We start from the raw sequence: 22,857 nt of genomic DNA, 5'->3' as shown, positions 1-22,857 counted from the left end.
CGGCCGCGCGCACGGCCGGCGGACGGGGGGACGAAGTGGTCACGCCCGGTGCAGCACCGTCGAGAGGACCTCGCGCAGCGTCCCCGCGGGATCGGCCACGGCGCCCTCCGAGCGCCACGCCACGAACCCGTCCGGCCGTACGAGGACCGCGCCCTCGGCGCCCGTGCCGTGCACCTCGGTCCAGGACGCCGACTCCTCGAGCAGGTCGGCACCCGGCCCCGAGCCGATGGTGTAGGCCTCCAGCCCGATCGGCAGCTGACCGGCCACGCGCTGCGCGGCCGCCCGCCACGGCGTCCCCGCGCCGCTCAGCAGCACGAAGGAGCGCTCGTACAGGTCCAGGGTGGAGATCCGCGCCCCGTCCCTGGTCACCCACATGTGCGGGGCCCTGGTGCCGGTGTCGCCCGTCATCCGCAGCGACTCCGGGATCACGGGCAGGTCCGGACGCGCGCCGACGAGCGCGCCCTCGGTGTAGCGGTAGCCCATGGCGGTGGTGAGGACCCCGCTGCCGGGGCCGCCGCCCATGGTGGGCGGAGGCACGTACCCCGGGTGGCTGTGCTCGGCCGAACGGGCCGACGCCCGCTCGCTGGTGGCCCGGGCCACGGGCAGGCGCTCCGCCTGGTAGGTGTCGAGCAGGCCCGCGCCGGCCGATCCGTTCAGCACCGCGGCGATCTTCCACGCCAGGTTGTGCGCGTCCTGGATGCCGGTGTTGGAGCCGAAGGCACCCGTCGGGCACATCTCGTGGGCCGCGTCACCGGCCAGGAACACCCGTCCGGACGAGTAGCGCTCCGCCACCCGTTCGGCCGCGTGCCACGGGGCCTTGCCGCCGATCTCCACGTCCAGGTCGGGCACGCCGATCGCCTCGCGGATCTGCTGGGTGCACCGCTCGTCGGTGAAGTCCTCCATGGTCTCGCCCTGCTCCGGGTGCCACGGCGCGTGGAAGACCCACTGCGTGTCGTTGTCCACCGGCAGCAGTGCACCGTCCGCCCCCGGCCGCATCAGGTAGCAGACGATGAAGCGCAGGTCGCCGAGCACCTCGATGAGCTGCCGCGAGCGGAAGGTGACGCTCACGTTGTGGAACAGCTCGCCGTTGCCCGTCTGCGGGATCCGCAGGGCCTCCCGCACGGGGCTGCGCGGGCCGTCCGCGGCGATCAGGAAGTCCGCGCGCACGGTGACGTGCTCGCCGGACCTGCGGTCCTTCACCACCGCGTTCACTCCGGTGGAGTCCTGGTCGAAACTCATCAGTTCGGTGGAGAAGCGGATGTCGGCGCCCATGGCCGCGCTCTGCTCCGCCAGCACCGGCTCGATGTTGTTCTGGCTGCACAGGCACCAGCCGGTCGGGCTGAACCGGGCGATCGCCCCGCTCGGATCGACCGACTTGACCAGCCACTTGTGCGCGTCGGCGTCGGTCAGGGACCGGGTCTGCAGAATGCCCTGAACGCCCTCCAGTACGGACGCCGCCCGGCGGATCGCGGGTTCCGCCCCTGCCGTGCGGAACAGCTCCATCGTCCGGGCGTTGATGCCACGGCCGCGCGGGTGCGCGGAGGTCCCGGAGTGCTTCTCGACCAGCAGGTGCCTCACTCCGTGGCGGCTCAGGAAAAGCGAGGTGGACAGGCCCACGAGGGAGCCGCCCACGACGAGAACCGGTACGCGAACATCGGCGTTGTCTTCCATCAGCTGCGGGCTCCTGGTTTCTGTGTGGGGGAGTGGACTCTTTATGCCCCCGATCCGGGATCAGGCCCGGTTGATTCGCCGGTTGTCACCCGCTTGATCCCGACATGTAGCGCTATGACGTGACCCGGATGACGATGAGCGACAGCGGCTCCCCCTGAGACATGCCGACGTGCCGTTCCCCGACCCGGGGCGGCCGCCGGGCCGGGCGGACGCCACCGGTGACGGACGAGGGGTCCGTACGCGATGGATCTCCACCCCCTCATGAAGGAGTGAGTAGATGACAACCACCCTGTCCGAACGGGTGTCGCAGTCAGCCTTCGACGGCTCCATGCTCCGGGTCGTCCTCCTGATGGATCTCCACGAGGGGACCCAGCAGCAGTTCTTCGAGGCGTACGAAAAGCTCCGCAACGACATCGCGTCGGTCCCGGGCCACATCAGCGACCAGCTGTGCCAGTCCTTCGAGAACCCCTCGCAGTGGCTCATCACCAGCGAGTGGGAGAGCGCCCCGCAGTACCTCGCCTGGGTCAACAGCGAGCACCACGCCGAGCAGGTGAGGCCGCTCGGCGCCTGCGCCCGCTCCATGCGCCCGCTGAAGTTCACCGTCCTGCGCGAGACCGGCCGCGGCTACGACCAGGCGTCCCGGCCGTCCACCGCGCGCCTCCAGGCCACCCCCCGCCTCGGCGCCGGCATCGTCCGGCACGCCCTCACCTTCACGGTGAAGCCGGGCAGCGAGGAGAACGTCGCGGCCATCCTCTCCAGCTACGCCTCCCCGGCCGCCCGCGTCGACGACCACACCCGCCTGTGCCGCACCTCGCTGTTCATGCACGGCAACCGGGTCGTCCGGACCGTGGAGGTCCAGGGCGACCTGATGGCAGCCCTGCGCCACGTCTCCGAGCAGCCCGAGGTGCGCGCCGTCGAGGAGGCCATCAACCCCTACCTCGAGAAGGACCGCGACCTCGGCGACCCGGAGTCCGCGCGGATGTTCTTCATGCGCGCCGCTCTCCCCGCGGTCCACCACATCGCCGCTTCCGAGACCGAGACCGGCGAGGTGGAACGGCACGCCGTCTTCTACCCGGCGAAGGCGGGCTGCGGTCAGACCCTCGCCGAGTTCCTCGCCAGGCAGGACGAGGAGGCGGCGCAGCACCCCGGCAGCCCCGTCCGCAGCAGCAGCATCTTCCAGCGCGACGACATCGTCGTCCGGCTGATCGACGTACACGGCCCCCTCGACGCCGAGCCCGACGCCGTCTTCGGCATCGCGGGACCCCACAAGGCCGAGGTGCTCGCCCGTCTGACGGCCGCTCCCGGCGAGCGCATCCGGCCCGAGCAGCACACCATGAGCCTCATCACCGACCGCCGGGCACCGGCCGAGTCGTGATCCGCCCGGCCGACGGCCCGTCCCCGGCCCCGCTCCCGCCCCCGAACCCCACCCCGATCCCCGTCGGGGCTCTCCCCACACGCCTGGAGGAACCCGCCATGACCCAACAGCGCCCACGCATCGTGGACCTCAGCGAGACGCCGCCGAACCGTCGGCGCGGCGGAGACCTGAGAGCTGTGCTCACCCCGACCTCGGTGGGCTCCACCAGCGGCTTCATGGGCCTGGCCGTCATGGCCCCCGGGGAGTCCATCGCCGAGCACTACCACCCGTACTCCGAGGAGTTCGTGTACGTGGTCGCCGGGCGGCTGGAGGTCGACCTCGACGGCGAGGCCCACCCGCTGCGCACCGACCAGGGGCTGCTCGTCCCGCTGAACGTGCGCCACCGCTTCCGCAACGTCGGCGACACCGAGGCCCGCATGGTCTTCCACCTCGGCCCGCTGGCCCCGCGCCCCGAACTGGGCCACGTGGACACGGAGGAGGCTCCGAACCCGGAGGGCACCGCCTGGGAGCAGCCGCCGGACCGTACGGGGGTCGTCTCGTGACCCGCCGGCGGGTGGCCGTCACCGGAGTGGGCGTGGTCGCGCCCGGCGGCATCGGCGTCCGCGACTTCTGGGACCTGCTGTCCAACGGACGCACGGCGACACGCGGCATCAGCCTCTTCGACCCGACGGGATTCCGCTCCCGGATAGCCGCGGAGGTCGACTTCGACCCCGCCGCCCACGGCCTCGACGAGGAGGCCGCCGCCCGGGCGGACCGGTACATCCAGTTCGCCCTGGTCGCCGCCCGCGAGGCGGTGCGCGACGCGGGACTCGACCTCGGCACGGATGACGCGTGGCGGACCGGTGTCTCCCTCGGCACGGCCGTGGGCGGCACCACCCGCCTGGAGCACGACTACGTCGCCGTCAGCCAGTCCGGTTCCTGGTGGGATGTCGACCACAAGCTGGCCGGCGCCCACCTGCACCGGGCGTTCACCCCCGCCACGCTCGCCTCTGCCGTCGCGGAGGAGACCGGGGCGCGGGGCCCCGTACAGACGGTCTCCACCGGCTGCACCTCGGGGCTGGACGCCATCGGCTACGCCGTCCACTCCATCGCGGAGGGCCGGATGGACGTGTGCATCGCCGGCGCCTCCGACTCCCCGATATCGCCCATCACGGTGGCCTGCTTCGACGCGATCAAGGCCACCTCCCCGAACAACGACGACCCCGCCCACGCCTCCCGGCCCTTCGACGCCGACCGGGACGGGTTCGTCCTCGGAGAGGGTGGTGCCGTCCTGGTCCTCGAGGAACTGGAACGGGCCCGGGCCCGCGGCGCCACCGTCTACTGCGAGATCGGCGGCTACGCCACCTTCGGCAACGCCCACCACATGACCGGGCTGACCACCGAGGGCCTGGAGATGGCCAGGGCCATCGAGACCGCACTCACGCAGGCCGGCATCGGCGCCCACGAGATCGACTACGTCAACGCGCACGGTTCCGGGACCAAGCAGAACGACCGCCACGAGACCGCGGCGGTCAAGCGGGTCCTCGGCGACCACGCCTACAAGACGCCGATGACCTCCATCAAGTCCATGGTGGGGCACTCCCTCGGCGCCATCGGGGCGATCGAACTCGCGGCCTGCGTCCTCGCCATGGTCCACCAGGTGGTGCCGCCGACCGCGAACTACGAGACCCCGGACCCCGAATGCGACCTGGACTACGTGCCCAAGGTCGCCCGGGAACGGAAGCTGCGCAGCGTGCTCTCCGTGGGCAGCGGCTTCGGCGGCTTCCAGTCCGCCGTGGTCATGACCCGGCCGAAGGAGGAGGTCTCGTGACCAGCCGTACGGTCATCACGGGCATCGGGGTCGTCGCCCCCAACGGCATCGGAGCCGACGCCTTCTGGAAGGCGACCCAGTCCGGTACCAGCGTGCTCGACCGCGTCACCAGGGCGGGCTGCGAACACCTGCCGCTGCGCGTCGCGGGCGAGGTCAGGGGCTTCGACCCGGGCTCCCTGGTCGAGGACAAGTTCCTCGTCCAGACCGACCGCTTCACCCACCACGCCCTCGCCGCGGCCGACCTCGCCCTGGAGGACGCCCGGCTCGGCCGGGCCGACTACGAGGACGACCCCTTCTCCGTGGGCGTCGTCACCGCCGCCGGCTCCGGCGGCGGCGAGTTCGGGCAGCGCGAGCTCCAGCACCTCTGGGAGCAGGGGCCGCGCTTCGTGGGCCCGTACCAGTCGATCGCCTGGTTCTACGCCGCGAGCACCGGGCAGATCTCCATCCGCCGCGGGCTGAAGGGCCCCTGCGGGGTGGTGTGCAGCGACGAGGCGGGCGGACTGGACGCCTTCGCGCACGCCGACCGGGGGATCCGGCAGGGCAGCGCCGCCATGCTGGTCGGTGCGACGGAGGCACCCCTCGCGCCCTACTCCATCGTCTGCCAGATGGAGTACGAGGGCCTCAGCACCCGGGACGACCCCGAGCGGGCCTACCGGCCGTTCACCGAGCGGGCCTGCGGCTTCGTCCCCGCGGAGGGCGGTGCCATGTTCGTCGTCGAGGACGAGGCGGCCGCCCGTCGGCGCGGTGCCACCGTGCGGGCGGTGGTCGCCGGCCACGCCGCGACCTTCACCGGGACCAGACGCCCGGACGAGAACGGCGAGGGCCTGGCCCACGCCGTCCGGGGCGCCCTCCGGCAGGCCGGCTGCGCCCCCGAGGACATCGACGTCGTCTTCGCCGACGCCCTCGGGACCCCGGAGGCCGACCGGGCGGAGGCCGCGGCCCTCCACGCCGCCCTCGGCCGACACGGACGGACGGTGCCGGTCACGGCGCCCAAGTCCGGTACGGGCCGGGCCTACTGCGCCGCGCCCGCCCTCGACACGGCGGCCGCGGTCCTGGCCCTCGAGCACGGGATCGTCCCGCCGACCCCGAACGTCTACGACGTCTGCCACGACATCGACGTCGTCACGGGCGGCGCCCGCCCCGCACCGCTGCGCACCGCGCTCGTCCTGAGCCGGGGCCGGATGGGGTCGAACGCCGCGCTCGTCGTCCGCAAGGGCTTCCCCGCGGAAGCCTGAACCGGCGGACCCGAACGGCTGCCCGCCCCGTAGTGAGGAGAGCACGCACATGTCCGACCGACTGACCCTGGAGGAGCTGGCGGCCCTGATGAAGACCGCCGGCATCACCGTCGACCCCATCGAGCTGGAGTCCCGTCCGGACTCCTCCTTCGACGAGTTCGGCCTCGATTCGCTGGGCCTGCTCGGCGTCGTGGGCGAACTGGAGAACCGGCGCGGACGGGCCCTGCCCACCGACGCCGACCGCTGCAGGACCCCCGGGGAATTCCTCGACCTCGTCAACAACAGCCTGATGACCGGAGCCTGACATGGCAGGACACACCGAGAACGAGATCACCGTCAACGCGCCCGTGGAGCTGGTCTGGGAGATGACCAACGACCTCCCCAACTGGCCCCACCTGTTCAGCGAGTACGCCTCGCTGGAGGTCCTCGACCGGCAGGGCGACACCACCACCTTCCGCCTCACCATGCACCCCGACGAGAACGGCACGGTGTGGAGCTGGGTCTCGGAACGCACCGTCGACCGCGAGGGCCTGACGGTCCGTGCGCGCCGGGTGGAGACGGGCCCCTTCGCGCACATGGACATCCACTGGCAGTACTTCGCGGTGCCCGGCGGCACCCGGATGAAGTGGACCCAGGACTTCGCGATGAAGCCGGACGCGCCGGTCGACGACGCGTGGATGACCGACAACATCAACCGCAACTCCCCGATCCAGATGGCCCTCATCCGGGACAAGATCGAGCAGCGCGAGCGCGAGGGCCGCGGCGCCGCCGTCGGCAGCGCCTGACCGCCACGGCCGTGTCCGACCGCAACGAAAGGCAAGCACGCGGATGAAGCAGATGCACCGGGCGCTCATCGTCGCCCGCATGGCCCCCGGGTCGGCCCCCGACATCGCCGAACTGTTCGCCGACTCGGACGCCGGAGAACTGCCGGAGCTCGTCGGGGTCACGCGCCGGAGCCTCTTCCAGTTCGGCGACGTCTACATGCACCTGATCGAGGCGGACCGGCCGCCCGGCCCGGCCATCGCGAAGGTGACCGAGCACCCGGAGTTCCGGCGGCTGAGCGACAGCCTCACCGCGTACATCAGCCCGCACGACCCGGAGACCTGGCGCAGTCCGAAGGACGCGATGGCCCACGAGTTCTACCGCTGGGAGTACCCCGGCGCGAAGTGACCCGGCGGCCCGGACGGGACCCGCACACCGGAGTGTGCGGGTCCCGCCGTGCGTCGCCCGCCCGTCCGCCGACCCCGCGCGCGTGGCCGCCCCTCCGCCGGCCCGGTGCGCACGTACAGAGACCCGTACAGAGAGCAGGGACCGGTATGAACCCCACCGACCCGAACCACTTCCCGAAGGACCCGGCCCGGCCGCACGACGGCCACCACCCCAGGGCCTCGCTGCACGCCCTCGTCCTGTCCGGGTCCTCCCGCTCCGGATCGGTCAACGCCCGGCTCGCGGCCCTGGTCGCCACCGAGGTGGGCAAGGCCGGTGTCGTCGCCGAGCCCGCCGCGATCGGCGACTTCCCCATGCCCATGTACGACGGCGACACGGAGGCCGGGGAGGGCCTGCCGGCCGGGGCCGAGGAGCTCTGCAAGCGGATCGAGGCCGCCCAGGCGCTGATCATCGCCTCGCCCGAGTACAACGCCTCCGTGCCGGGCGTCGTGAAAAACGCCGTCGACTGGGTCTCCCGCTACCGTCCGCAGCCGTTCAAGGACAAGCAGACGCTCCTGGTCTCGGCCTCGCCGTCGATGGTCGGCGGCAACCGCGGGCTGTGGGCCCTGCGGGTCCCGCTGGAGCACCTCGGCGCCCGCGTCTACCCGGACATGTTCAGCCTGGCCAACGCCCACCACGCGTTCACCGAGGTCGGAGCCCTGAGCGACCCGGCACTCGGGCAGCGGCTGACGGAGACGGTCGGCTCCTTCCTCGACCTCGTCGAGGCCGACACCCGCTACCTGTGCCTGCAGCGGCGCTGGTACGAGTTCCTCGGCGACCGCACCGACGCCCCGGTCACCGCACGCGCCCAGGACTGATCATCATCGGCCACCGGGGGTGAGCTATGTTTGAGCCGCAGTGACGTGAGAAGGAGGCCCTCCGGTGTCATCGGGGCAGCAGGCACGCGCCCAGGCGGCTGCGATCACGCCGAGCGACCAGTCGTCCGAGGAGGTCCGCCCCCCGGCCGACCGGCTCCTCGCGCTCTTCGACGGCCGGCGGCTCTCGCCGGGCCAGCGCCGCATCGCCCAGTACCTCATCGACCACCTCACCGAGGCCGCGTTCCTCTCGATCACCGAACTCGCCGAACGGGTCGGCGTGAGCCAGCCCTCGGTCACCCGCTTCGCCTCCTCCCTCGGCTTCAGCGGCTATCCGGCCCTGCGGGACGTCCTCCAGCCGATCGCCCTGAGCGCCGTCGCCGGGGTCACCGACACCCGTGAGCAGATCCGGCGCAACGAGCTGCAGGCCGCCGTCGACGCCGAGATCGAGAACCTGGAGAACGTGCGCCGGCTGCTCGCCGACACCAACCAGGTGCTCGACATCGGCCGCGAGCTGGCCGCGTCCGTGCCGCTGACCGTCCTCGGCCTGCGGATCTCGGTCTCCCTGGCGGAGTACTTCGCCTACGCCGCCCGGCGCATCCACCCCGACGTACGCCTGGTCACCCGCGGCGGCAGCGTGGCCTTCGACGCGCTGCTGCAGTCCCGGGCCGCCGGCGGCACCTGGGTGCTGGCCTTCGCCATGCCGCGGCACGCGAAGGAGACCCTGTCGGCCATCCGCGCCGCGCGCAGCACGGGGCTGCGGGTGGTGCTGATCACGGACCCCACGCTCGGGCCGCTGGTGGACGAGGCGGACGTGGCGCTGACGGCGGCGACCGGATCCCGGCTGGTCTTCGACTCGTACGCGGCGCCGGGCATGCTGTCGGCGGCCCTGCTGCAGGCGATGGCGGACGCGGATCCCGAGCGGACGCAGGCCCGGCTGGAGGACTACGAGCACGTGGCCGACCAGCACGGCTTCTTTCTCTAGCCCCGTCCGTCGCGGTTCCACCAGGGGATATTCAGCCTTTCTGGTGCATGAAATTTTTCATACTCTTGCTTACTCGACGGTATATATGTTTACTGACGGCGGCGCTCCTGATCCGCCAGATGCCAAGGAGGACCCCACGTCCTCCCGAACGCACCGCGGCACGACGAACCTCCTCACGTCGCGACCGCGGGTCGAGTCCAGGCTTCGGATCCTGCAGAGCGCCCCTGGCGGCCTCGGTCAACCCCTGGGCCGGGGCCGCCCCTCAGAACGTCTCGATCAGAGCTTCGACACCATTCGGAAGTGACGAGAATGCCCCAGACGGCCACGTTTACGCTCAGCCCGGACTGGCCCTTGCAGGTCAAGGCGCCCGGGACGCACGACTGGGAGCGCAGCGCCACCCGCTGGCTGCGGGACCTGCTCCCGGCCCGCTACGGCGGCTACCTGACGCTGACCCGTCACCACGCACTTCTCGCCCGGCACGTCCAGCTCCAGCTCCAGCACGAGATGCGGGCGGTGCGGGCGGCCCTCCAGACCAGCCGCGCCGAACTGCCGACGATGGGCATAGCCGAGTCGGTCATCGAGAACTCGATCCGCATGTACGCCCTCGAACTCGAACAGCTCGGCCGCCTCAGCCGCGGCGCACGCCTGGTCTCCGACGCCCTCCTGGCGGGCACCCCGGCCCAGCGCCGCCGCTGAGGGCGCCGGACCGGCTCCCGGATCAGCCGCGCGCCCGGGTTCCGGATCGGCCGCGCGGAAGACTCACCGCGGCCGCCAGGAGCGCAGGCGGGCCGCCGTGTCGAAGACGCTCGCGCGGAGCGACCGGATGTCGGTGATGAGGTCGCGCCACTGCTCGTAGGAGCCCTCCACCGCCTCGCCGGACGCCTCGATGTACGCGACGGCCACCCCGTAGGCGAAGTACTCGTTCGACTCGGGCAGCGGCCGGAGCAGCACGATCGCGTCGAGCAGGGCGGCCGCGCGCCAGTAGGCGTCGGGGGTGTCCACTTCCAGGCTGGGCGTGTTCACCCGGTGCCGGGCCACGGCGGCGACGAGGGCGGAGTGGTCGGCGACCTCCACGTCCTTGAACAGCGCCTCCTGCCGCTCCAGCAGCCACCGGTGATCGATGTGCAGTTCCACGCCTCCGAGTATCCCCGTCCGCGGCCCGGCAGTTGGGCGTTTCGGGCCGAGCGGGGACAGCCGGGGCGTCCGGGGGCTGCCCGGGTGCGGGAAGGACCGGCAGGGCCGATCCGGGTCCTGCGGCCGCGCCGGCCCCGGTGTCCGACGGGTTCAAGCCGCAGGCTCTCACGGGGAGTTGGGGTCACAGCCCGGAACACGGCCCCTCGGGGTCGCGAAACCCGCGAGATCCGGCCAGTGCAAAAGTGTTCCGCAGCGGCCGTTTGCCTCCTACGGTCGTGCAGCACAGGTCCGGACCGGGAGGCAGCGTGAAGAGCGAGAGCGACATCGACACCGACCAGCTGGTGACGGTGATGAAGGCGGTCGACGAGGCGGGCAGGCTCTTCGAGGAGGCGCTCGCCGCCTACGAGACGCGGGGCCTCAAGCGCACGGGCGGCGACTTCGAAGTGGCCGGAGGGGCCGTCCAGACGCTCCAGGGGGCCGAGGAGATGGCCCTGGGGGCCCGCAGGTTCCTCGCCGAGCTCGCCGTCCTCCTGGGCTACGCCACCGCGGGCGTCGAGGGCCGGGCGGGCGGCAGGGCGGCGGACGTCCGCGCCGGATTCACCGGCATCGGAGGGGGCGGGGCCCGGATGGCGCGCCCGTTGCTCGCGCCGACGCGGCAGGGGCTGCGGCTGCTGCTGGAGACCGAATTCTTCGAGCCCGCGTTCAGGGCGGAGCTGGAGGAGGTCCTGGCGGCCGAGAAGGCCACCTACCCCGACCCGGCGGCCTTCCGCGTCCGCGGGCCGGCGGCCGGCCGCGGAGCCACCGTCGGCCGAACGCCCTGATCCCCCGGGATGCCGGGCCGGGCGGACCGGGCGAGGGTGGGGGCATGCATCATGCACCCGTCGTCGTGCACCGGATCCTCCCGTCGGGGGGCCGTCAGGTGACCCTGCGGACAGCGGGCCGGGAGGAACCCCTGGGCCTGGCCCGCTCGGACCGCGACGTCATCGAGTTCCTGCGGCGGGCCGGAGTGCCGGACCCCGACGACGCGGTCCTCGGCGGCGCCGGGCTGGTCGAGTGGGAGTCGGACGGCCCGCACGCCTACGAGGCCGACCCGCCGGCCGGGGACCTCCCCTGAGGGCCGCGAAAAGGGCGTCCCGGGCGGCGGTCGCACCGCCGGACTCCTAAGGAATCAGACATTCCGCCCCCGGCTCCTCCTGATTGTCGTACTGACGTACATTGGCCCCCGGCCCCACGGGCCGGTACGGGCGAAAAGGCACAGGTGCGGGCAGGAGTGGGCAGGACATGGCGCGACGCGGACGTGCGGAAGCCGACCGAGGTGTCCTTCCCGCGGAGGGCGCGGTGCCCGGTTCCGGGATTGCCGAGGCGGCCGACGCGGGACATCTGGCGCCCGGCTGGCTGCGCCTCGGCCGGGACGGCCGGCTGACGGCCTACGCGAGCTGCGCCGAGGGACTGGTGCGCTGGACCGAGTCGCTGCCCGGCTCGGACGTCTGGTCCGGCCCCGAGCTGTTCCCCGTGGACGGCTGGCCCGGCCGGTTCACCCTGGCGCAGGACCACAACGGGTTCGTCTGGTTCGCCGCGAACCTCCACCGGGACACCGCTCCGGGCGGCCGGGAGCTGGTCGTCGCCGCCCAGTACCAGACCGGACGCCCGCTCGGCGACTGGCGGTCGCTGGGCAACCCGTTCCCCGAGCGCGGGGAGGAACCCCAGCCCGAACCGGGGGAGCCGGTCGTCCTGCCCGACGGGGCCGGTGCGCTCCACGTCCTGGCCACCCGCTTCGGCTCCGGCGTGCGGGGCCGCACCAGAGGGCCCGACGGAGCCTGGGGCACGTGGCAGGACTATCAGGGCAAATGGGTACGAGGGGCCGTCGCGCCCTTCGTGACCTCGCAGGGGCGCGCGGAGTTCCTCGCTCCCTTCCGCGGCGGCGCCTCGTACTGGAGCCAGGGGGCTCCCGACGGCGGCTTCCGATGGCTGGGCCGGATGAAGACCGATGTGGTCGAGGGCAGCTACAGCTCCCACGAGACCGGGCCCGGCAGCGGCACCTACTTCTGGCGCCACCCCGCGGACGGCAGCGTCGTCGCCCATCGCCCGCGGGCCGCCGCGGGGCGGCCACCCGCCTTCATGCCGCTGGGCGGCGCCGGCGGCGTCGGACCGGTGGGTGTGACCCGGGCGCGGATCAACGGCTACGACTGCACCGTGCTGCTGCAGAGGGGGGCCGAGGGCCACCCGGAGATCGCGGCCTATCCGACGGAGGGTGAGCAGTACGGCGCCTGGTGGGCTCCGGTGGGGGACCGTTGTGCCGGTTTGCCTGCCATCGCCCGTGATGCCCGGGGTTCCGTCACGATCGCGATGCTCGACACGGACGGCGGGCTGAGAATCGCCCGCCAGGACCCGGCGGACCAGGGCCTCGCCTTCCTTCCCTGGACGCGGGTCGGGTGACCTTCCTCACCGCCCGCCCTGTGCTCCGCTCCCGGAGTGACCGGTTGCCCGTGTGCCGCCCCGGGCCGGGGGGAGTTGGCGCGTTCCGTGCGGTTCCGCTGCCATCGCACCTTCGCGTATGTGAAGGTTCGAGGTGCTTGCGAGCTTGTGAATAGTTGCTCGCCGTTCAAGAGTTGGCCTACGCTGCGGACACCCTGTGAGGTTCGCATAAGTGTGCGGTGGGGGTCACGGGGCGGGTCGGAAATGCGGGGAGCGGTGGTGACCGGATTCAGGGGCGGGTCTGGCGGCATGCCGTGCCCGCTCCCTGCGCGCCCTGGGAAGTGTGTCTACCAAGGAGTTTGCTGAGTGGCAGGTATGCCCCGCCTGAGCGTCGTCGTGCCCTTCATGGACGTCGAGATCTATCTCCAGGAGTGTCTGGAGTCGATAGCCAGGCAGACGTTCCGCGACCTCGAAGTGATCATGGTCGACGACGGCTCCACCGACTCCTCCACGGCGATAGCCTCGGACTTCGCCCGCCGGGACCCGAGGTTCCGCCTCATCCGGCAGGAGTCCATGGGCCCGGGCCACGCCCGCAACGTCGGCATCCGTGCCGCTCACCCCCAGGCCGAGTTCCTCGCGTTCGTGGACGGTGACGACGTCATCCCCGAGTACGCCTACGAGTTGCTCGTGCGGACGCTGGAGGGATCCGGCTCCGACTTCGTCTCCGGCAACGTCCAGATGATGAACTCCACCAAGCGGTGGCAGTCGCCCCTGCACAAGGCGCCCATGCGGGCCGCCAAGCGCGGCACGCACATCACCAAGGTGCCCGACCTCATCTACGACCGCACCGTCTGGAACAAGGTATTCCGCCGGTCCTTCTGGGACTACCACTACATCGCCTTCCCCGAAGGCGTCATGTACGAGGACTCCTGGGTCAACATGTTCGCCCACTTCCGGGCGGCCAAGGTCGACATCCTCACCGACATCGTCTACTTCTGGCGCCGGCGCGAGGGCGGCGCCGCGCCCTCCATCACCCAGCGCCACACCGAGTTCAGCAACCTCCAGGACCGCGTCTCCGCGGTGCAGTCGGTCAGCCGCTTCCTCGCCGGCCACCGCGCGAGGTCCTACTCCGACCACAAGCGCAAGTACGACCTCGCCTGCCTCAAGTCCGACCTGATGCTGCACCTGAAGGTGCTCCCGGACGCGGACGAGGAGTACCGCGAGGCCTTCATGCAGTGGGCGAACGACTTCCTCGACGAGGCCGACCCCGACATCATCGGCGAACTGCCCGCCGACGCCCGGGTGAAGTGGCTGCTGGTGCGCGAAGGACGGCTCAAGGAGCTGCTGGACGTCGTCGAGTTCGAACGCAAGGGCGGCCCGCTGCCCGTGCAGCGACGCTTCCACCGCTACCTCAACTACCCCTACCTCGGCGACCGTTCGGTCGGCCTGGACCGCAGCGCCTACCGGCTGGACAAGGAACTGTCCCTGCACGGCTCCCTGTCGCGGGCCGAGTGGGACGACGGCCACCACCTGACCCTCGAAGGCTCCGCCTACGTCCGCTTCATCAACGTGCACAAGCGGCACATGTCGATGAAGGCCATCGCGCTGCGCAACAAGAAGCAGGGCCGGGTCGTCGTCGCCAAGGCGAAGTCCACCTACTACCCGCAGGCCACCGAGTACTCCCAGCAGGCCCGTTACTGCTACGACTGGTCGGGCTTCCAGGTCCGCTTCGACACCTCCCGCCTCAAGCGCAAGGGCGAGTGGACCGAGGGCACCTGGGACGTCGCCGCCGGCGTCCTCAGCCGCGGGCTCTTCCGCTACAAGGGCCTGGTCCGCGGCGGGGCCGGCAGCGCCGCCAACCCGCCCTACCAGTACGTGGACAAGAACACCCGTGTGGTGCCGCTCTTCCTCCAGGGCAAGCTCAAGCTCCGCGTCGAGATCGTCCGGTGCCGGATCACCCAGCACCGGATGGTCGGCGACAACCTCGAACTCCGCGGCGTCTACCTGGGTCCCAAGCTCCCCGAGTGGGGCAAGTTCCGGGTCACCAGCATGAACGGCGCCGGCCGCCACGACGCGTGGGTCAACTTCCAGCCCGGCGGCGAGGGCTGGTACACCTTCGTCACCCGCATCCCGATCAAGGCCCTCGTCCCGGGCCACCGCACCAACTCCTCCGACGGGGTCCCCGAGACGTGGAACACCGGGGCGAACGGCTGGAAGACCACCTTCCACGTCGAGGGCCGCAAGGCGCCCATCTACCCCGTCATGGCCGAGGACGCCACCGACGGCCACTACCGGGTGCCGGGCGGGTTGCAGACCGACGGCGGCGACCGCGAGGTCTTCGTGCACCGCAACGGCTCCGGCTACGTGGTGCTGTTCGAGCGCGACACCCTCCCGCTGGCCAAGACGGCCACCTGGCGCGAGGACGGCTCCCTCGAGGTCGTCGTCGACTACGCGGCGCAGGACATGCTCGACACCGCCCAGTTCGCCGCGGCGCACGTCGTCGTGCGTTCCCGCGCCCACGGCGCGGAGCGCGTCGTCCCGGTCGTCTGGCGCGGAGACGAGTTCCGCTTCGTCGTCACCCCCGCCGCGATGCGCACCCTGGCCGGAGCAATTCCGCTCGCCTCCGGCCGCTGGGACTTCTTCCTGCGCCGGCACGACCCCTCCGCCGTCACACCGGAGAACCGCTCCCCCGACCTCATGATCAAGATGACGCAGGAGCTCATCCCCACCCTGCCGCGCGACATGACCAGCAACGAGCGCCGCTACGAGCTCCAGTCGGAGGCGTACGACCGCCTCTCGCTCCTGGTGCACTCGGCCATGCCCGACGAGGCCCGCGGCCCGTACCGGCAGAAGCTGCTCCGCACCAAGAGCTACCCGGAGGCCCGCCGCAAGCCCGTGATGCGGGCGGTGCTCTTCGACGCCTTCAAGGGCACCCAGTACTCCGACAGCCCGCGCGCTCTGCACGAGGAGATGGTCCGCCGCGGTCTCGACCTCGAGCACCTGTGGGTGGTCCGCGACGACCAGGTGGACGTCCCGCCCACCGCGCGCCCCGTGCGCATGTGGTCGCCCGACTGGTACGAGGCGATGGCGCGGGCGCAGTACGTCGTCGCCAACAACCACCTCCCCGACTGGTTCGAGAAGCGCGAGGGCCAGGTCGTCGTGCAGACCTGGCACGGCACCCCGCTCAAGCGCATCGGCCACGACATCGAGGCCGTGCACTTCGCCGACAAGCGGTACCTCGAACGCGTGGAGAAGGAGGTGCAGAACTGGGACATGCTGGTGTCCCCGAACAGCTTCAGCACCCCGATCCTCAAGCGCGCCTTCCAGTTCCCCGGCGAGATGGTCGAGAGCGGATACCCGCGCAACGACGTCCTGCGCCGTGCCGACTCCGCCCACCGGGCGGCGGAGGTGCGCCGCCGCATCGGCCTGCCGCCGGGCAGGAAGGTCATCATGTACGCGCCGACCTGGCGCGACGACCAGTTCTACGCCCCGGGCAAGTACAAGCTCGACTTCCGCATCGACCTCGACGACGCCCGCGCCCGGCTCGGCAGCGACCACGTCCTCCTGGTGCGCCGCCACCCCAACGTGGTGGACCCGGTGCCCGGCGCCGGCGACGGATTCGTCTTCGACGTGTCCGACTACCCGGACATGGCGGACCTCTCCCTCATCGCCGACGTGATGATCACGGACTACTCCTCCCTGATGTTCGACTTCGTCAACACCGGGCGGCCGATCCTGTTCTTCACCTACGACCTGGACCACTACCGGGACACACTGCGCGGCTTCTACTTCGACTTCGAGCAGTCCGCCCCGGGCCCGCTCGTGTTCAGCTCCCCGGAGCTGATCGGCGCGATCCGCAACATCGACCGCATCCAGCAGGGTTACGCCGCCCGGTACCGCTGGTTCCAGCAGGAGTTCTGCGACCTCGACGACGGCTACGCTTCCGCCCGGCTGGCCGACCGGATCCTGATCGCCGGCGGGGACCTCGACCCGGCCCGGGCGCAGGCCCCGGCCGTGGGTACGGTCGACACCCGCGGGGCCGGCCGCGGCGGCCCCGTCGCGGGGCAGGCAGGACCGTGGAACGGCGGCACCCTCGGCCAGGTGCCGCGCCAGCCGGTGAGAAGAATGGATTCCGAGCATGTCTAAGACAGCCCAGAGCACCCGTCGCGTCTTCACCGGCGTGGACGCGTCCGGAGCGGTCCCGATCGAGTACAAGTTCTCCCACGCGAGGAACGGCAACCGCCACCTCGTCGTCGTCTTCGCGAACCGCTACGCGCCCGCGGAGTACGGCTGGCTGAACGGCAAGCTCGACCTGCTCCGGGCCAACATCCTGTGGGTCCGCGACCTGTTCGACGGCGCGAACACCTACTACCTGTGCAAGGGGATGGACTTCTCCCTGGAGCAGTCCGTCGCCGGGCTCATCTCGCGCGTCATGAACGCGCTGGGCCTCTCGCCGGAACAGGTGACCATGTTCGGCAGCTCGAAGGGCGGCAGCGCCGCCCTGTTCTTCGGGCTGAAGTACGGCTTCCGTAACATCGTGGCCAGCGTGCCCCAGTTCCAGATCGGCACCCGCGTCAAGGAGGGCAACCCCGAGGCGGTCCGCGTGATGATGGGCGAGGCCACGGAGCACAACGTGCGCGTCCTCGACTCGGTCCTTCCCGACCTGGTGCACAGCGGCGCCAACCGCTCGGCGAACATCTACCTGATCACCTCGCCCCAGGACGAGCAGTACGCGCGCCAGGTCGAGCCGTACGTCGGCCTCTTCCAGGGCCATGAGAACTTCAACTTCGTCTACAACGACTCTCCCCTCATCACCGACCACGGGAAAGTCACCCTGCGCAACCTCCCCACCCTGATGGGGCTCCTGAACCTCCTCGTCGACGGCATCACGCCCCGCATCGGCATGGTCCGCAACGGCTACGAGGAGCCGGAGCGGGACAAGTCGGCCATCGAGGCCTACCTCACCCAGACCTCCCTGGTGCAGGGCGACACCTTCCCCCGCCCCGTGGTGCTGACCCCCGCGCCGGAAGAGCGGCTGCCGGCCAACCAGGTCCGCTTCGCGGGCACCGCCGCGGGCGCCGTACGGGTCAGCTTCTGGGAGGACGGCAAGCACAAGGGGTCCGCGCCCGTCGCGGCGGACGGCACCTGGGTCTGGGAGCGCACCAACCCCTGGCCCAAGGGCCGGCACGTTGTGAGGCTCTTCGCCGCGGACGCCAACAACTACCAGACCGAGCGGACCGAGTTGGTCTTCACAGCCGTGGAGAACGCCACACCGCCCCTGCCCGAGTACGAGCAGGCACCCCCGCCGCCGCCCCCGCCGACGCAGCGCCTGGTCCTGTCCGTGACGGCCCCGTCCGCCCACCAGCAGGTCCCCGGACCCGCAGTGGGCTTCGCGGGCTACGCTCCCGGAGCCGTCCGGGTGGACTTCCACGAGGGCGGGGCGAGCCTGGGCACGTGCGAGGTCAGGCCGGACGGGAGCTGGACCTGGGAGCCCGGCTGGGCGTGGAACGAGGGCGACCACTTCGTCGAGGCCATAGCCGTCGACGCCGCCGGGAACGCGTCCCCGTGGGCGGCCGTCCCCTTCAGCCTGGTGAACACCTACTCCGCACCCGCCCAGGGCGGCTACTTCAGCCCGAGGTACTGACCTCGGGCTGCGGGCCGGGGGACGCGGTCTCCGCGGCCGGCCGGGCCACCCGCATCACCAGCGCGAAGTGGTCGGAGACCTCGGTCTCCACCACCTCGCACCCGGCCCGCGGCAGGGCCGTGAACAGGTAGTCGATCTTCGTGCCGTCCCGGTGGGTGGCGCGCCCCTTGCGCGAGCTGCCCTTCTGGTCGCACTCGTGGTAGTCCGTGTAGGCCTCGGACGGCCAGATCCAGGCGGACTTGTTGCGGTCGCCCGTGGGCGGCGGGGAGTTGAAGTCCCCGCCGAAGACGGTCCTGCCGTCCGTCGAGGCCGCGGCGAGCAGCGAGCCCAGCTGGTCGTCGCGGAAGTCCCAGTCCGGGTGCGCGTCGTCGCTCTCCCGCAGGGACAGGTGCGCGCTGCACACCCGCAGCCCCTGGGCCTGGACGCGCGCGCACAGGATCCCGCGGTGCAGCCCCACCGTCGGCTGCTCCGACGGGATCACCTCCGCGTCGGTGAACGGGGACGCCGCCAGCAGGCCGTACCCGGCGCGCCCGTTGCCCTCGCCGGTGCAGTCGACGTCGCTGCGGCCGCCCGAGGCGTCCACGACGGCGTACGGCTCGAAGAGGGAGTGCCACTCCGGACCCAGCCGCAGCGCCGCGGACTTCAGGTCCTCCGAACACACCTCCTGCAGCAGCAGGACGCGCACCGCCGATTTCCCGACCAGGTCGCGCACCTGCTGGAACTTCTCCTTCGGGCTGCCCGTCCCCTCGCAGCTCCACTGCTGCACCCCGCACATGTTCCACGTCGCCACGGAGACCTCGTCCGGCTTCCCGCCGCCCGCGCCGGCCACCGAGGCCGGCGCCTGCGGAGAGGTGCACGCCGCCGACGCCAGCAGGCCCAGCACGGCCGCGGCGCCGCCGATCCGCCGGCGCAGCGGCGCCGCCCGCCCGGTCCCCTCGTGTCTCTGCATGCGGACATCATTGGGTATGCGCCGGTCAGGAGCCCAATCGGGCCCCTGCTGAGCGCCGGGAGCCACCGCATAGGGTGGCCCGGTGACGAACGAAGCTGCGCGCGCGCACGACGACCGGGTGCTGTACGGATGCATGGGCCTCGGCGGGAGCTGGGACCCGGACCCCTACGGCCCGCAGGACATCGACGCCGCCGAAGCGGCCGTCCGGGCCGCCCTCGACAGCGGGATCACGGCCTTCGACCACGCCGACATCTACCGCCACGGCAAGTCCGAGGCCGTGTTCGGCGAGGTCCTCGCGCGCACCCCCGGCCTTCGCGAACGGATCACCCTCCAGAGCAAGTGCGGGATCCGGCTCGGCGGCGAGGACCGTCCCGGGATGTACGACCTGCGCGCCGGGACCATCACCCGGCGGGTGGAGGAGAGCCTGACCCGGCTGCGGACCGACGTGCTCGACGTGCTCCTCCTGCACCGCCCCGACCCCCTGGCCGACCCGGACGCCGTCGCGCAGGCCCTGCACTCCCTCCACCGGCAGGGCCTCGTCAGGGCCTTCGGCGTGTCCAACATGGGCGCCGCGCAGATCGCCCACCTCCAGGCCCGGCTGGACGTGCCGCTCGTCGCCAACCAGCTGGAGATGAGCCTGCACAGCCGCGACTGGGTCGAGGCCGGGGTCCTGCTGAACACCCCCGACTCCGCCCGCAACGGCTTCCCCTTCGGGACGCTGGAGCACTGCCGCGACCACGGGATCCGCCTCCAGGCCTGGGGCTCGCTGGCACAGGGCCGGTTCACCGGCCGCCAGCAGACCCCCGCCGAGCACGCCACCGCGCAGCTGCTGGCCGAGCTGGCCCGGCACAAGGACACCACGCCCGAGACCGTGCTGCTGTGGTGGCTGATGCGGCACCCCGCCGGCATCGCGCCGGTCATCGGCACCGCCCGGCCCGAGCGCATCCACGCCTGCCGGGACGCGGTCCTGCGCGAGCCCGACCTCACCCACGAGGAGTGGTACGAGCTGTGGGTCACCGCCCGCGGGGTACCGCTGCCCTGAGCCGGCGAACCGGTCCCGCGGTGCGGGGGTTACCCTCACCGCGGGCCGACCGGCCCGCCGGGTGGGACCCGTACGAGCGGTCAACGAGGCTTGCGCCATGACCACTTACCCGAAGAAGACCCTGCTCCTGGCCCTCGCCACCGCCTCGGTGGCAGCCGTCGCCGCCACCCCGGCAGCCGTCGCCGCCCCGGCCGCGGACCGCACCGCGGCACCCGCCGCCCGCCTCGACTGGAAGCCCTGCGCCAAGGAGGGCGGCCCCGCCGCCCAGGAGTGCGCCCTGCTCCCCGTCCCCCTCGACCACGCCGACCCCCGCGGTCCGCAGATCCACGTGGCCGTCTCCCGGATCCGCACCGACCGCCACGCGGCCCGGCGCGGCACCCTCGTCGTCCTGCCCGGAGGCCCCGGCGGCTCCGGGGTGCAGCGCCTGACCCAGAAGGGCGCCGCCCTCCAGCGCGAACTGGGCGGGGCCTACGACCTCGTCGCGTTCGATCCGCGCGGCGTGGGCGGCAGCACCACCGCGAGCTGCGCCCTCGCCCCCGAGGACCGCCGCCTGACCAGCCTGCGGTCGTGGCCCGGCCCCGACGGGGACGTCACGGAGAACACCGCCCCCTCCCGGCGCACGGCCGAGGCCTGCGCCCGCAACGGCGGGCCCGTGCTGGCGAGCTTCACCACCGCCAACCAGGTCCGCGACCTCGACCGGCTGCGCGAGGCCCTCGGCGAGCGCAGGATCTCCGCCTGGGGGACCTCGTACGGGGCGTACGTGGGAGTCGTGTACGCGCAGAAGTACCCGTGGCGCACCGACCGTTGGGTCCTCGACAGCGTCGGCGACCCCGACCCGGCGCGGGTCGCCCGGGGCTGGCTGGCGAACATGTCGCAGGGCGCCGCGGACCGCTTCCCGGACTTCGCCGCCTGGGCCGCCCACCCCGACCGGACGGCCGGTAGCCTCGGACGTGGCGACGGGGCCTCCCCAGGGCCCCGCGCACCGCTTCGGGATCGGGGAGGACTACGGTGGGCCGCCGGTTCGGATGGCTGTGGGCGGCCTACGCGGTCAACGCCTTCGGCACCTGGCTCGCCTTCGACGCGTTCGCCCTCGTTGCGATCCTCGTCCTGCACGCGGGCCCCGCCGAGGTGTCGCTGCTCACGGCGACCGGGCTCGCCGTCGGCACCGCGGCCGCCGTCCCGCTCGGGCCCTGGGTGGAGTTCCGCCGCAAACGCCCCGTGATGATCGCGATGGACCTGACCCGGTGCGCGGCGCTCGCCAGCATCCCCGTCGCGTACGTCCTCGGCGTGCTCGGGCTGGCCCAGCTCGTGGTGGTGTCCGTCGTCGTCAGCGCTGCGGGCATCGCGTTCGGCGCGGCCGCCGGCGCCTACCTCACGTCGCTCGTACCGGCGGAGGACCTGCTCGTCGCGAACGGGCGCTTCGAGTCCACGAACTGGACTGCCACCGTGCTCGGACCGCCCCTCGGCACGGCCGCGATCGGGCTGTTCGGCCCCGTGGTCACCCTGGCCGCCGACGCCGTCAGCCACCTGCTCTCGGCGGCGGGCCTGCGCGCGATCGGCGGCGGCGAGCCCCCGCCGCCGGCCCGGACCGGCCGGAGCGGAGGGGGCGGAGAGAGCGGACGGAGCGGCGGCAGCGGCCGGCTCCGGCGTGGCGAGCTGCTCGAAGGCTGGCGGTACATCCTGACCCACCCGGCCCTGCGCCCCCTGTTCTTCAACACCGTCCTGGTCAACGCCCTGATCATGGCCACCGCACCGCTGCTCGCCGTCCTCATGCTCGGCGACCTCGGGTTCGCGCCGTGGCAGTACGGCCTCGCCTTCGGCCTGCCCTGCCTCGGCGGCATCCTGGGCGCCCGGCTGGCCCGTCCGCTCGTCACCCGGTTCGGACGGCACCGGGTTTTGCGCACCGCCGGGACGCTGCGCGCCTGCTGGTCGCTCGGGCTGGTCCTCGTCGGGCCCGGTGCCGGAGGGCTGCTGCTCGTCATCGTCGTCGAGTTCGCCCTGATCACCTGCACGGGCGTGTTCAATCCGGTCTTCGCCACCCACCGCCTCGAACAGGTCCCGGCCGACCGTACCGCGCGCACCCTGGCCGCCTGGTCGGTCAGCGGCAAGACCGCCGTCGCCGCCCTGACCGCGCTGTGGGGTCTGCTGGCCGGCCTCACCGGGCCGCGGGCGGCGATCGGCGCCGCCGGTCTGCTGATGCTGTTCACGCCGCTGCTGCTGCCCCGGCGCGAGGGGTGAACGCCCGCCGGACCGGCCGGTTTCCGGCCGGTTCCGTCCCACCGTCATCCGTACTTGCGGGTACTGCGGCCGAATGGCGCCGGATTTGATAGTTCTGGACTGGTCCGGTGTGAGAAAGCTGCGGGAAGGACAGGGCATGTTCGATCCACTGCGCCCGAAAACCGTGCTGTGCCCCTTCTGCAAGGCCACCGCCGCCGACGGCGCGGGGCGGACGCTCCGGGCCGGATCCGGATTCCTCTCGGTGACCTGGCACGCCCGCAACTGCCCGCACTACGCGGCCGACCGCATCCTCGCCGAGAAGGAGGGCTGAGCCCCCCGGCCCGCCCCCGCCCTCCCCG

At 72.2% G+C, this 22,857-nt stretch carries 21 protein-coding genes and 1 pseudogene; 19 read left to right on the top strand and 3 right to left on the bottom strand.

Going from position 1 to position 22,857, the window contains the following annotated elements; all coding sequences use genetic code 11:
• Nucleotides 1-39: 39 nt before the first annotated feature.
• Complete coding sequence (locus ACPU2J_RS03215) at nt 40-1,671, bottom strand: FAD-dependent oxidoreductase (RefSeq protein ID WP_423832696.1); 1,632 nt, start codon at nt 1,669-1,671, stop codon at nt 40-42.
• Nucleotides 1,672-1,948: 277 nt separating this feature from the next.
• On the opposite strand from ACPU2J_RS03215, the gene ACPU2J_RS03210 reads away from it, so the two are divergent.
• The 10 genes from ACPU2J_RS03210 (at nt 1,949) to ACPU2J_RS03165 (ending at nt 9,793) form a co-directional block, all read left to right on the top strand.
• Nucleotides 1,949-3,046, top strand: coding sequence for a SchA/CurD-like domain-containing protein (locus tag ACPU2J_RS03210; RefSeq protein ID WP_420081822.1), 1,098 nt, complete (start codon nt 1,949-1,951; stop codon nt 3,044-3,046).
• 98 nt (nt 3,047-3,144) lie between these two features.
• Nucleotides 3,145-3,588 carry a cupin domain-containing protein gene (locus ACPU2J_RS03205; protein ID WP_361602679.1) on the top strand — a complete coding sequence of 148 codons (444 nt, stop codon included), beginning with the start codon at nt 3,145-3,147 and terminating at the stop codon, nt 3,586-3,588.
• A complete protein-coding gene (locus ACPU2J_RS03200) occupies nt 3,585-4,856 on the top strand; it encodes a beta-ketoacyl-[acyl-carrier-protein] synthase family protein (RefSeq protein WP_365072863.1) in 1,272 nt (423 codons plus the stop codon). The genes ACPU2J_RS03205 and ACPU2J_RS03200 overlap by 4 nt, the downstream gene beginning before the upstream one ends.
• A complete protein-coding gene (locus ACPU2J_RS03195; protein WP_423832695.1) occupies nt 4,853-6,091 on the top strand; it encodes a beta-ketoacyl synthase N-terminal-like domain-containing protein in 1,239 nt (412 codons plus the stop codon). Before ACPU2J_RS03200 ends, ACPU2J_RS03195 begins: the two co-directional genes overlap by 4 nt.
• Before the next feature lie 49 nt (nt 6,092-6,140).
• Entirely contained in the window at nt 6,141-6,395 is a 255-nt protein-coding gene (locus tag ACPU2J_RS03190; protein WP_365072858.1) for an acyl carrier protein, read from the top strand.
• Between the two features lies 1 nt (nt 6,396).
• Nucleotides 6,397-6,876, top strand: a complete 480-nt coding sequence (locus ACPU2J_RS03185; RefSeq protein WP_420081824.1) for an SRPBCC family protein — start codon at nt 6,397-6,399, stop codon at nt 6,874-6,876.
• Between the two features lie 52 nt (nt 6,877-6,928).
• Entirely contained in the window at nt 6,929-7,261 is a 333-nt protein-coding gene (locus ACPU2J_RS03180; protein WP_361602750.1) for a TcmI family type II polyketide cyclase, read from the top strand.
• A 146-nt stretch (nt 7,262-7,407) separates the two neighbouring features.
• Nucleotides 7,408-8,115, top strand: coding sequence for an NADPH-dependent FMN reductase (locus ACPU2J_RS03175; protein WP_389069738.1), 708 nt, complete (start codon nt 7,408-7,410; stop codon nt 8,113-8,115).
• 64 nt (nt 8,116-8,179) lie between these two features.
• Entirely contained in the window at nt 8,180-9,097 is a 918-nt protein-coding gene (locus ACPU2J_RS03170) for a MurR/RpiR family transcriptional regulator (RefSeq protein WP_423832694.1), read from the top strand.
• A 309-nt stretch (nt 9,098-9,406) separates the two neighbouring features.
• A complete protein-coding gene (locus ACPU2J_RS03165; protein ID WP_361602747.1) occupies nt 9,407-9,793 on the top strand; it encodes a hypothetical protein in 387 nt (128 codons plus the stop codon).
• Between the two features lie 63 nt (nt 9,794-9,856).
• Here ACPU2J_RS03165 and ACPU2J_RS03160 read toward each other — a convergent pair whose 3' ends face one another.
• The gene (locus tag ACPU2J_RS03160; protein WP_361602658.1) at nt 9,857-10,231 is read right to left on the bottom strand and encodes a toxin Doc; all 375 of its coding nucleotides are present in this window, start codon (nt 10,229-10,231) and stop codon (nt 9,857-9,859) included.
• A gap of 305 nt (nt 10,232-10,536) precedes the next feature.
• Between ACPU2J_RS03160 and ACPU2J_RS03155 the strand changes: the two genes are divergently transcribed.
• From ACPU2J_RS03155 to ACPU2J_RS03135, 5 genes are all read left to right on the top strand, one after another.
• Entirely contained in the window at nt 10,537-11,052 is a 516-nt protein-coding gene (locus tag ACPU2J_RS03155; protein ID WP_420081825.1) for a hypothetical protein, read from the top strand.
• A 44-nt stretch (nt 11,053-11,096) separates the two neighbouring features.
• Nucleotides 11,097-11,345 carry a hypothetical protein gene (locus ACPU2J_RS03150; protein WP_365137099.1) on the top strand — a complete coding sequence of 83 codons (249 nt, stop codon included), beginning with the start codon at nt 11,097-11,099 and terminating at the stop codon, nt 11,343-11,345.
• A 224-nt stretch (nt 11,346-11,569) separates the two neighbouring features.
• Nucleotides 11,570-12,667 carry a hypothetical protein gene (locus tag ACPU2J_RS03145; RefSeq protein ID WP_420081826.1) on the top strand — a complete coding sequence of 366 codons (1,098 nt, stop codon included), beginning with the start codon at nt 11,570-11,572 and terminating at the stop codon, nt 12,665-12,667.
• A gap of 354 nt (nt 12,668-13,021) precedes the next feature.
• Entirely contained in the window at nt 13,022-16,792 is a 3,771-nt protein-coding gene (locus tag ACPU2J_RS03140; protein WP_420082512.1) for a bifunctional glycosyltransferase/CDP-glycerol:glycerophosphate glycerophosphotransferase, read from the top strand.
• The gene (locus ACPU2J_RS03135; protein WP_420081827.1) at nt 16,785-18,290 is read left to right on the top strand and encodes a hypothetical protein; all 1,506 of its coding nucleotides are present in this window, start codon (nt 16,785-16,787) and stop codon (nt 18,288-18,290) included. The genes ACPU2J_RS03140 and ACPU2J_RS03135 overlap by 8 nt, the downstream gene beginning before the upstream one ends.
• Here the strand turns inward: ACPU2J_RS03135 and ACPU2J_RS03130 are convergent.
• Nucleotides 18,274-19,239: an endonuclease/exonuclease/phosphatase family protein gene (locus ACPU2J_RS03130; protein WP_423832693.1), complete on the bottom strand. Its 966-nt coding sequence runs from the start codon at nt 19,237-19,239 to the stop codon at nt 18,274-18,276. The two genes, ACPU2J_RS03135 and ACPU2J_RS03130, sit on opposite strands and share 17 nt — an antisense overlap.
• Before the next feature lie 82 nt (nt 19,240-19,321).
• Here ACPU2J_RS03130 and ACPU2J_RS03125 point away from each other — a divergent pair, with 82 nt between their 5' ends.
• From ACPU2J_RS03125 to ACPU2J_RS03110, 4 genes and pseudogenes are all read left to right on the top strand, one after another.
• Nucleotides 19,322-20,281: an aldo/keto reductase gene (locus tag ACPU2J_RS03125; RefSeq protein WP_420081829.1), complete on the top strand. Its 960-nt coding sequence runs from the start codon at nt 19,322-19,324 to the stop codon at nt 20,279-20,281.
• A 97-nt stretch (nt 20,282-20,378) separates the two neighbouring features.
• Nucleotides 20,379-21,227, top strand: a pseudogene (locus ACPU2J_RS03120) (alpha/beta fold hydrolase); the annotation flags it as partial.
• Between the two features lie 62 nt (nt 21,228-21,289).
• Nucleotides 21,290-22,519, top strand: a complete 1,230-nt coding sequence (locus ACPU2J_RS03115; protein WP_420081830.1) for an MFS transporter — start codon at nt 21,290-21,292, stop codon at nt 22,517-22,519.
• A gap of 136 nt (nt 22,520-22,655) precedes the next feature.
• Nucleotides 22,656-22,829, top strand: a complete 174-nt coding sequence (locus ACPU2J_RS03110) for a hypothetical protein (RefSeq protein ID WP_361602631.1) — start codon at nt 22,656-22,658, stop codon at nt 22,827-22,829.
• Nucleotides 22,830-22,857 lie beyond the last annotated feature (28 nt).

The sequence above is a fragment of the Streptomyces manipurensis genome (assembly GCF_049570255.1).
GTDB lineage: Bacteria > Actinomycetota > Actinomycetes > Streptomycetales > Streptomycetaceae > Streptomyces > Streptomyces manipurensis.
Note: the sequence above shows the minus strand (reverse complement) of the source record. Positions and strands in the feature narration are given on the sequence as shown.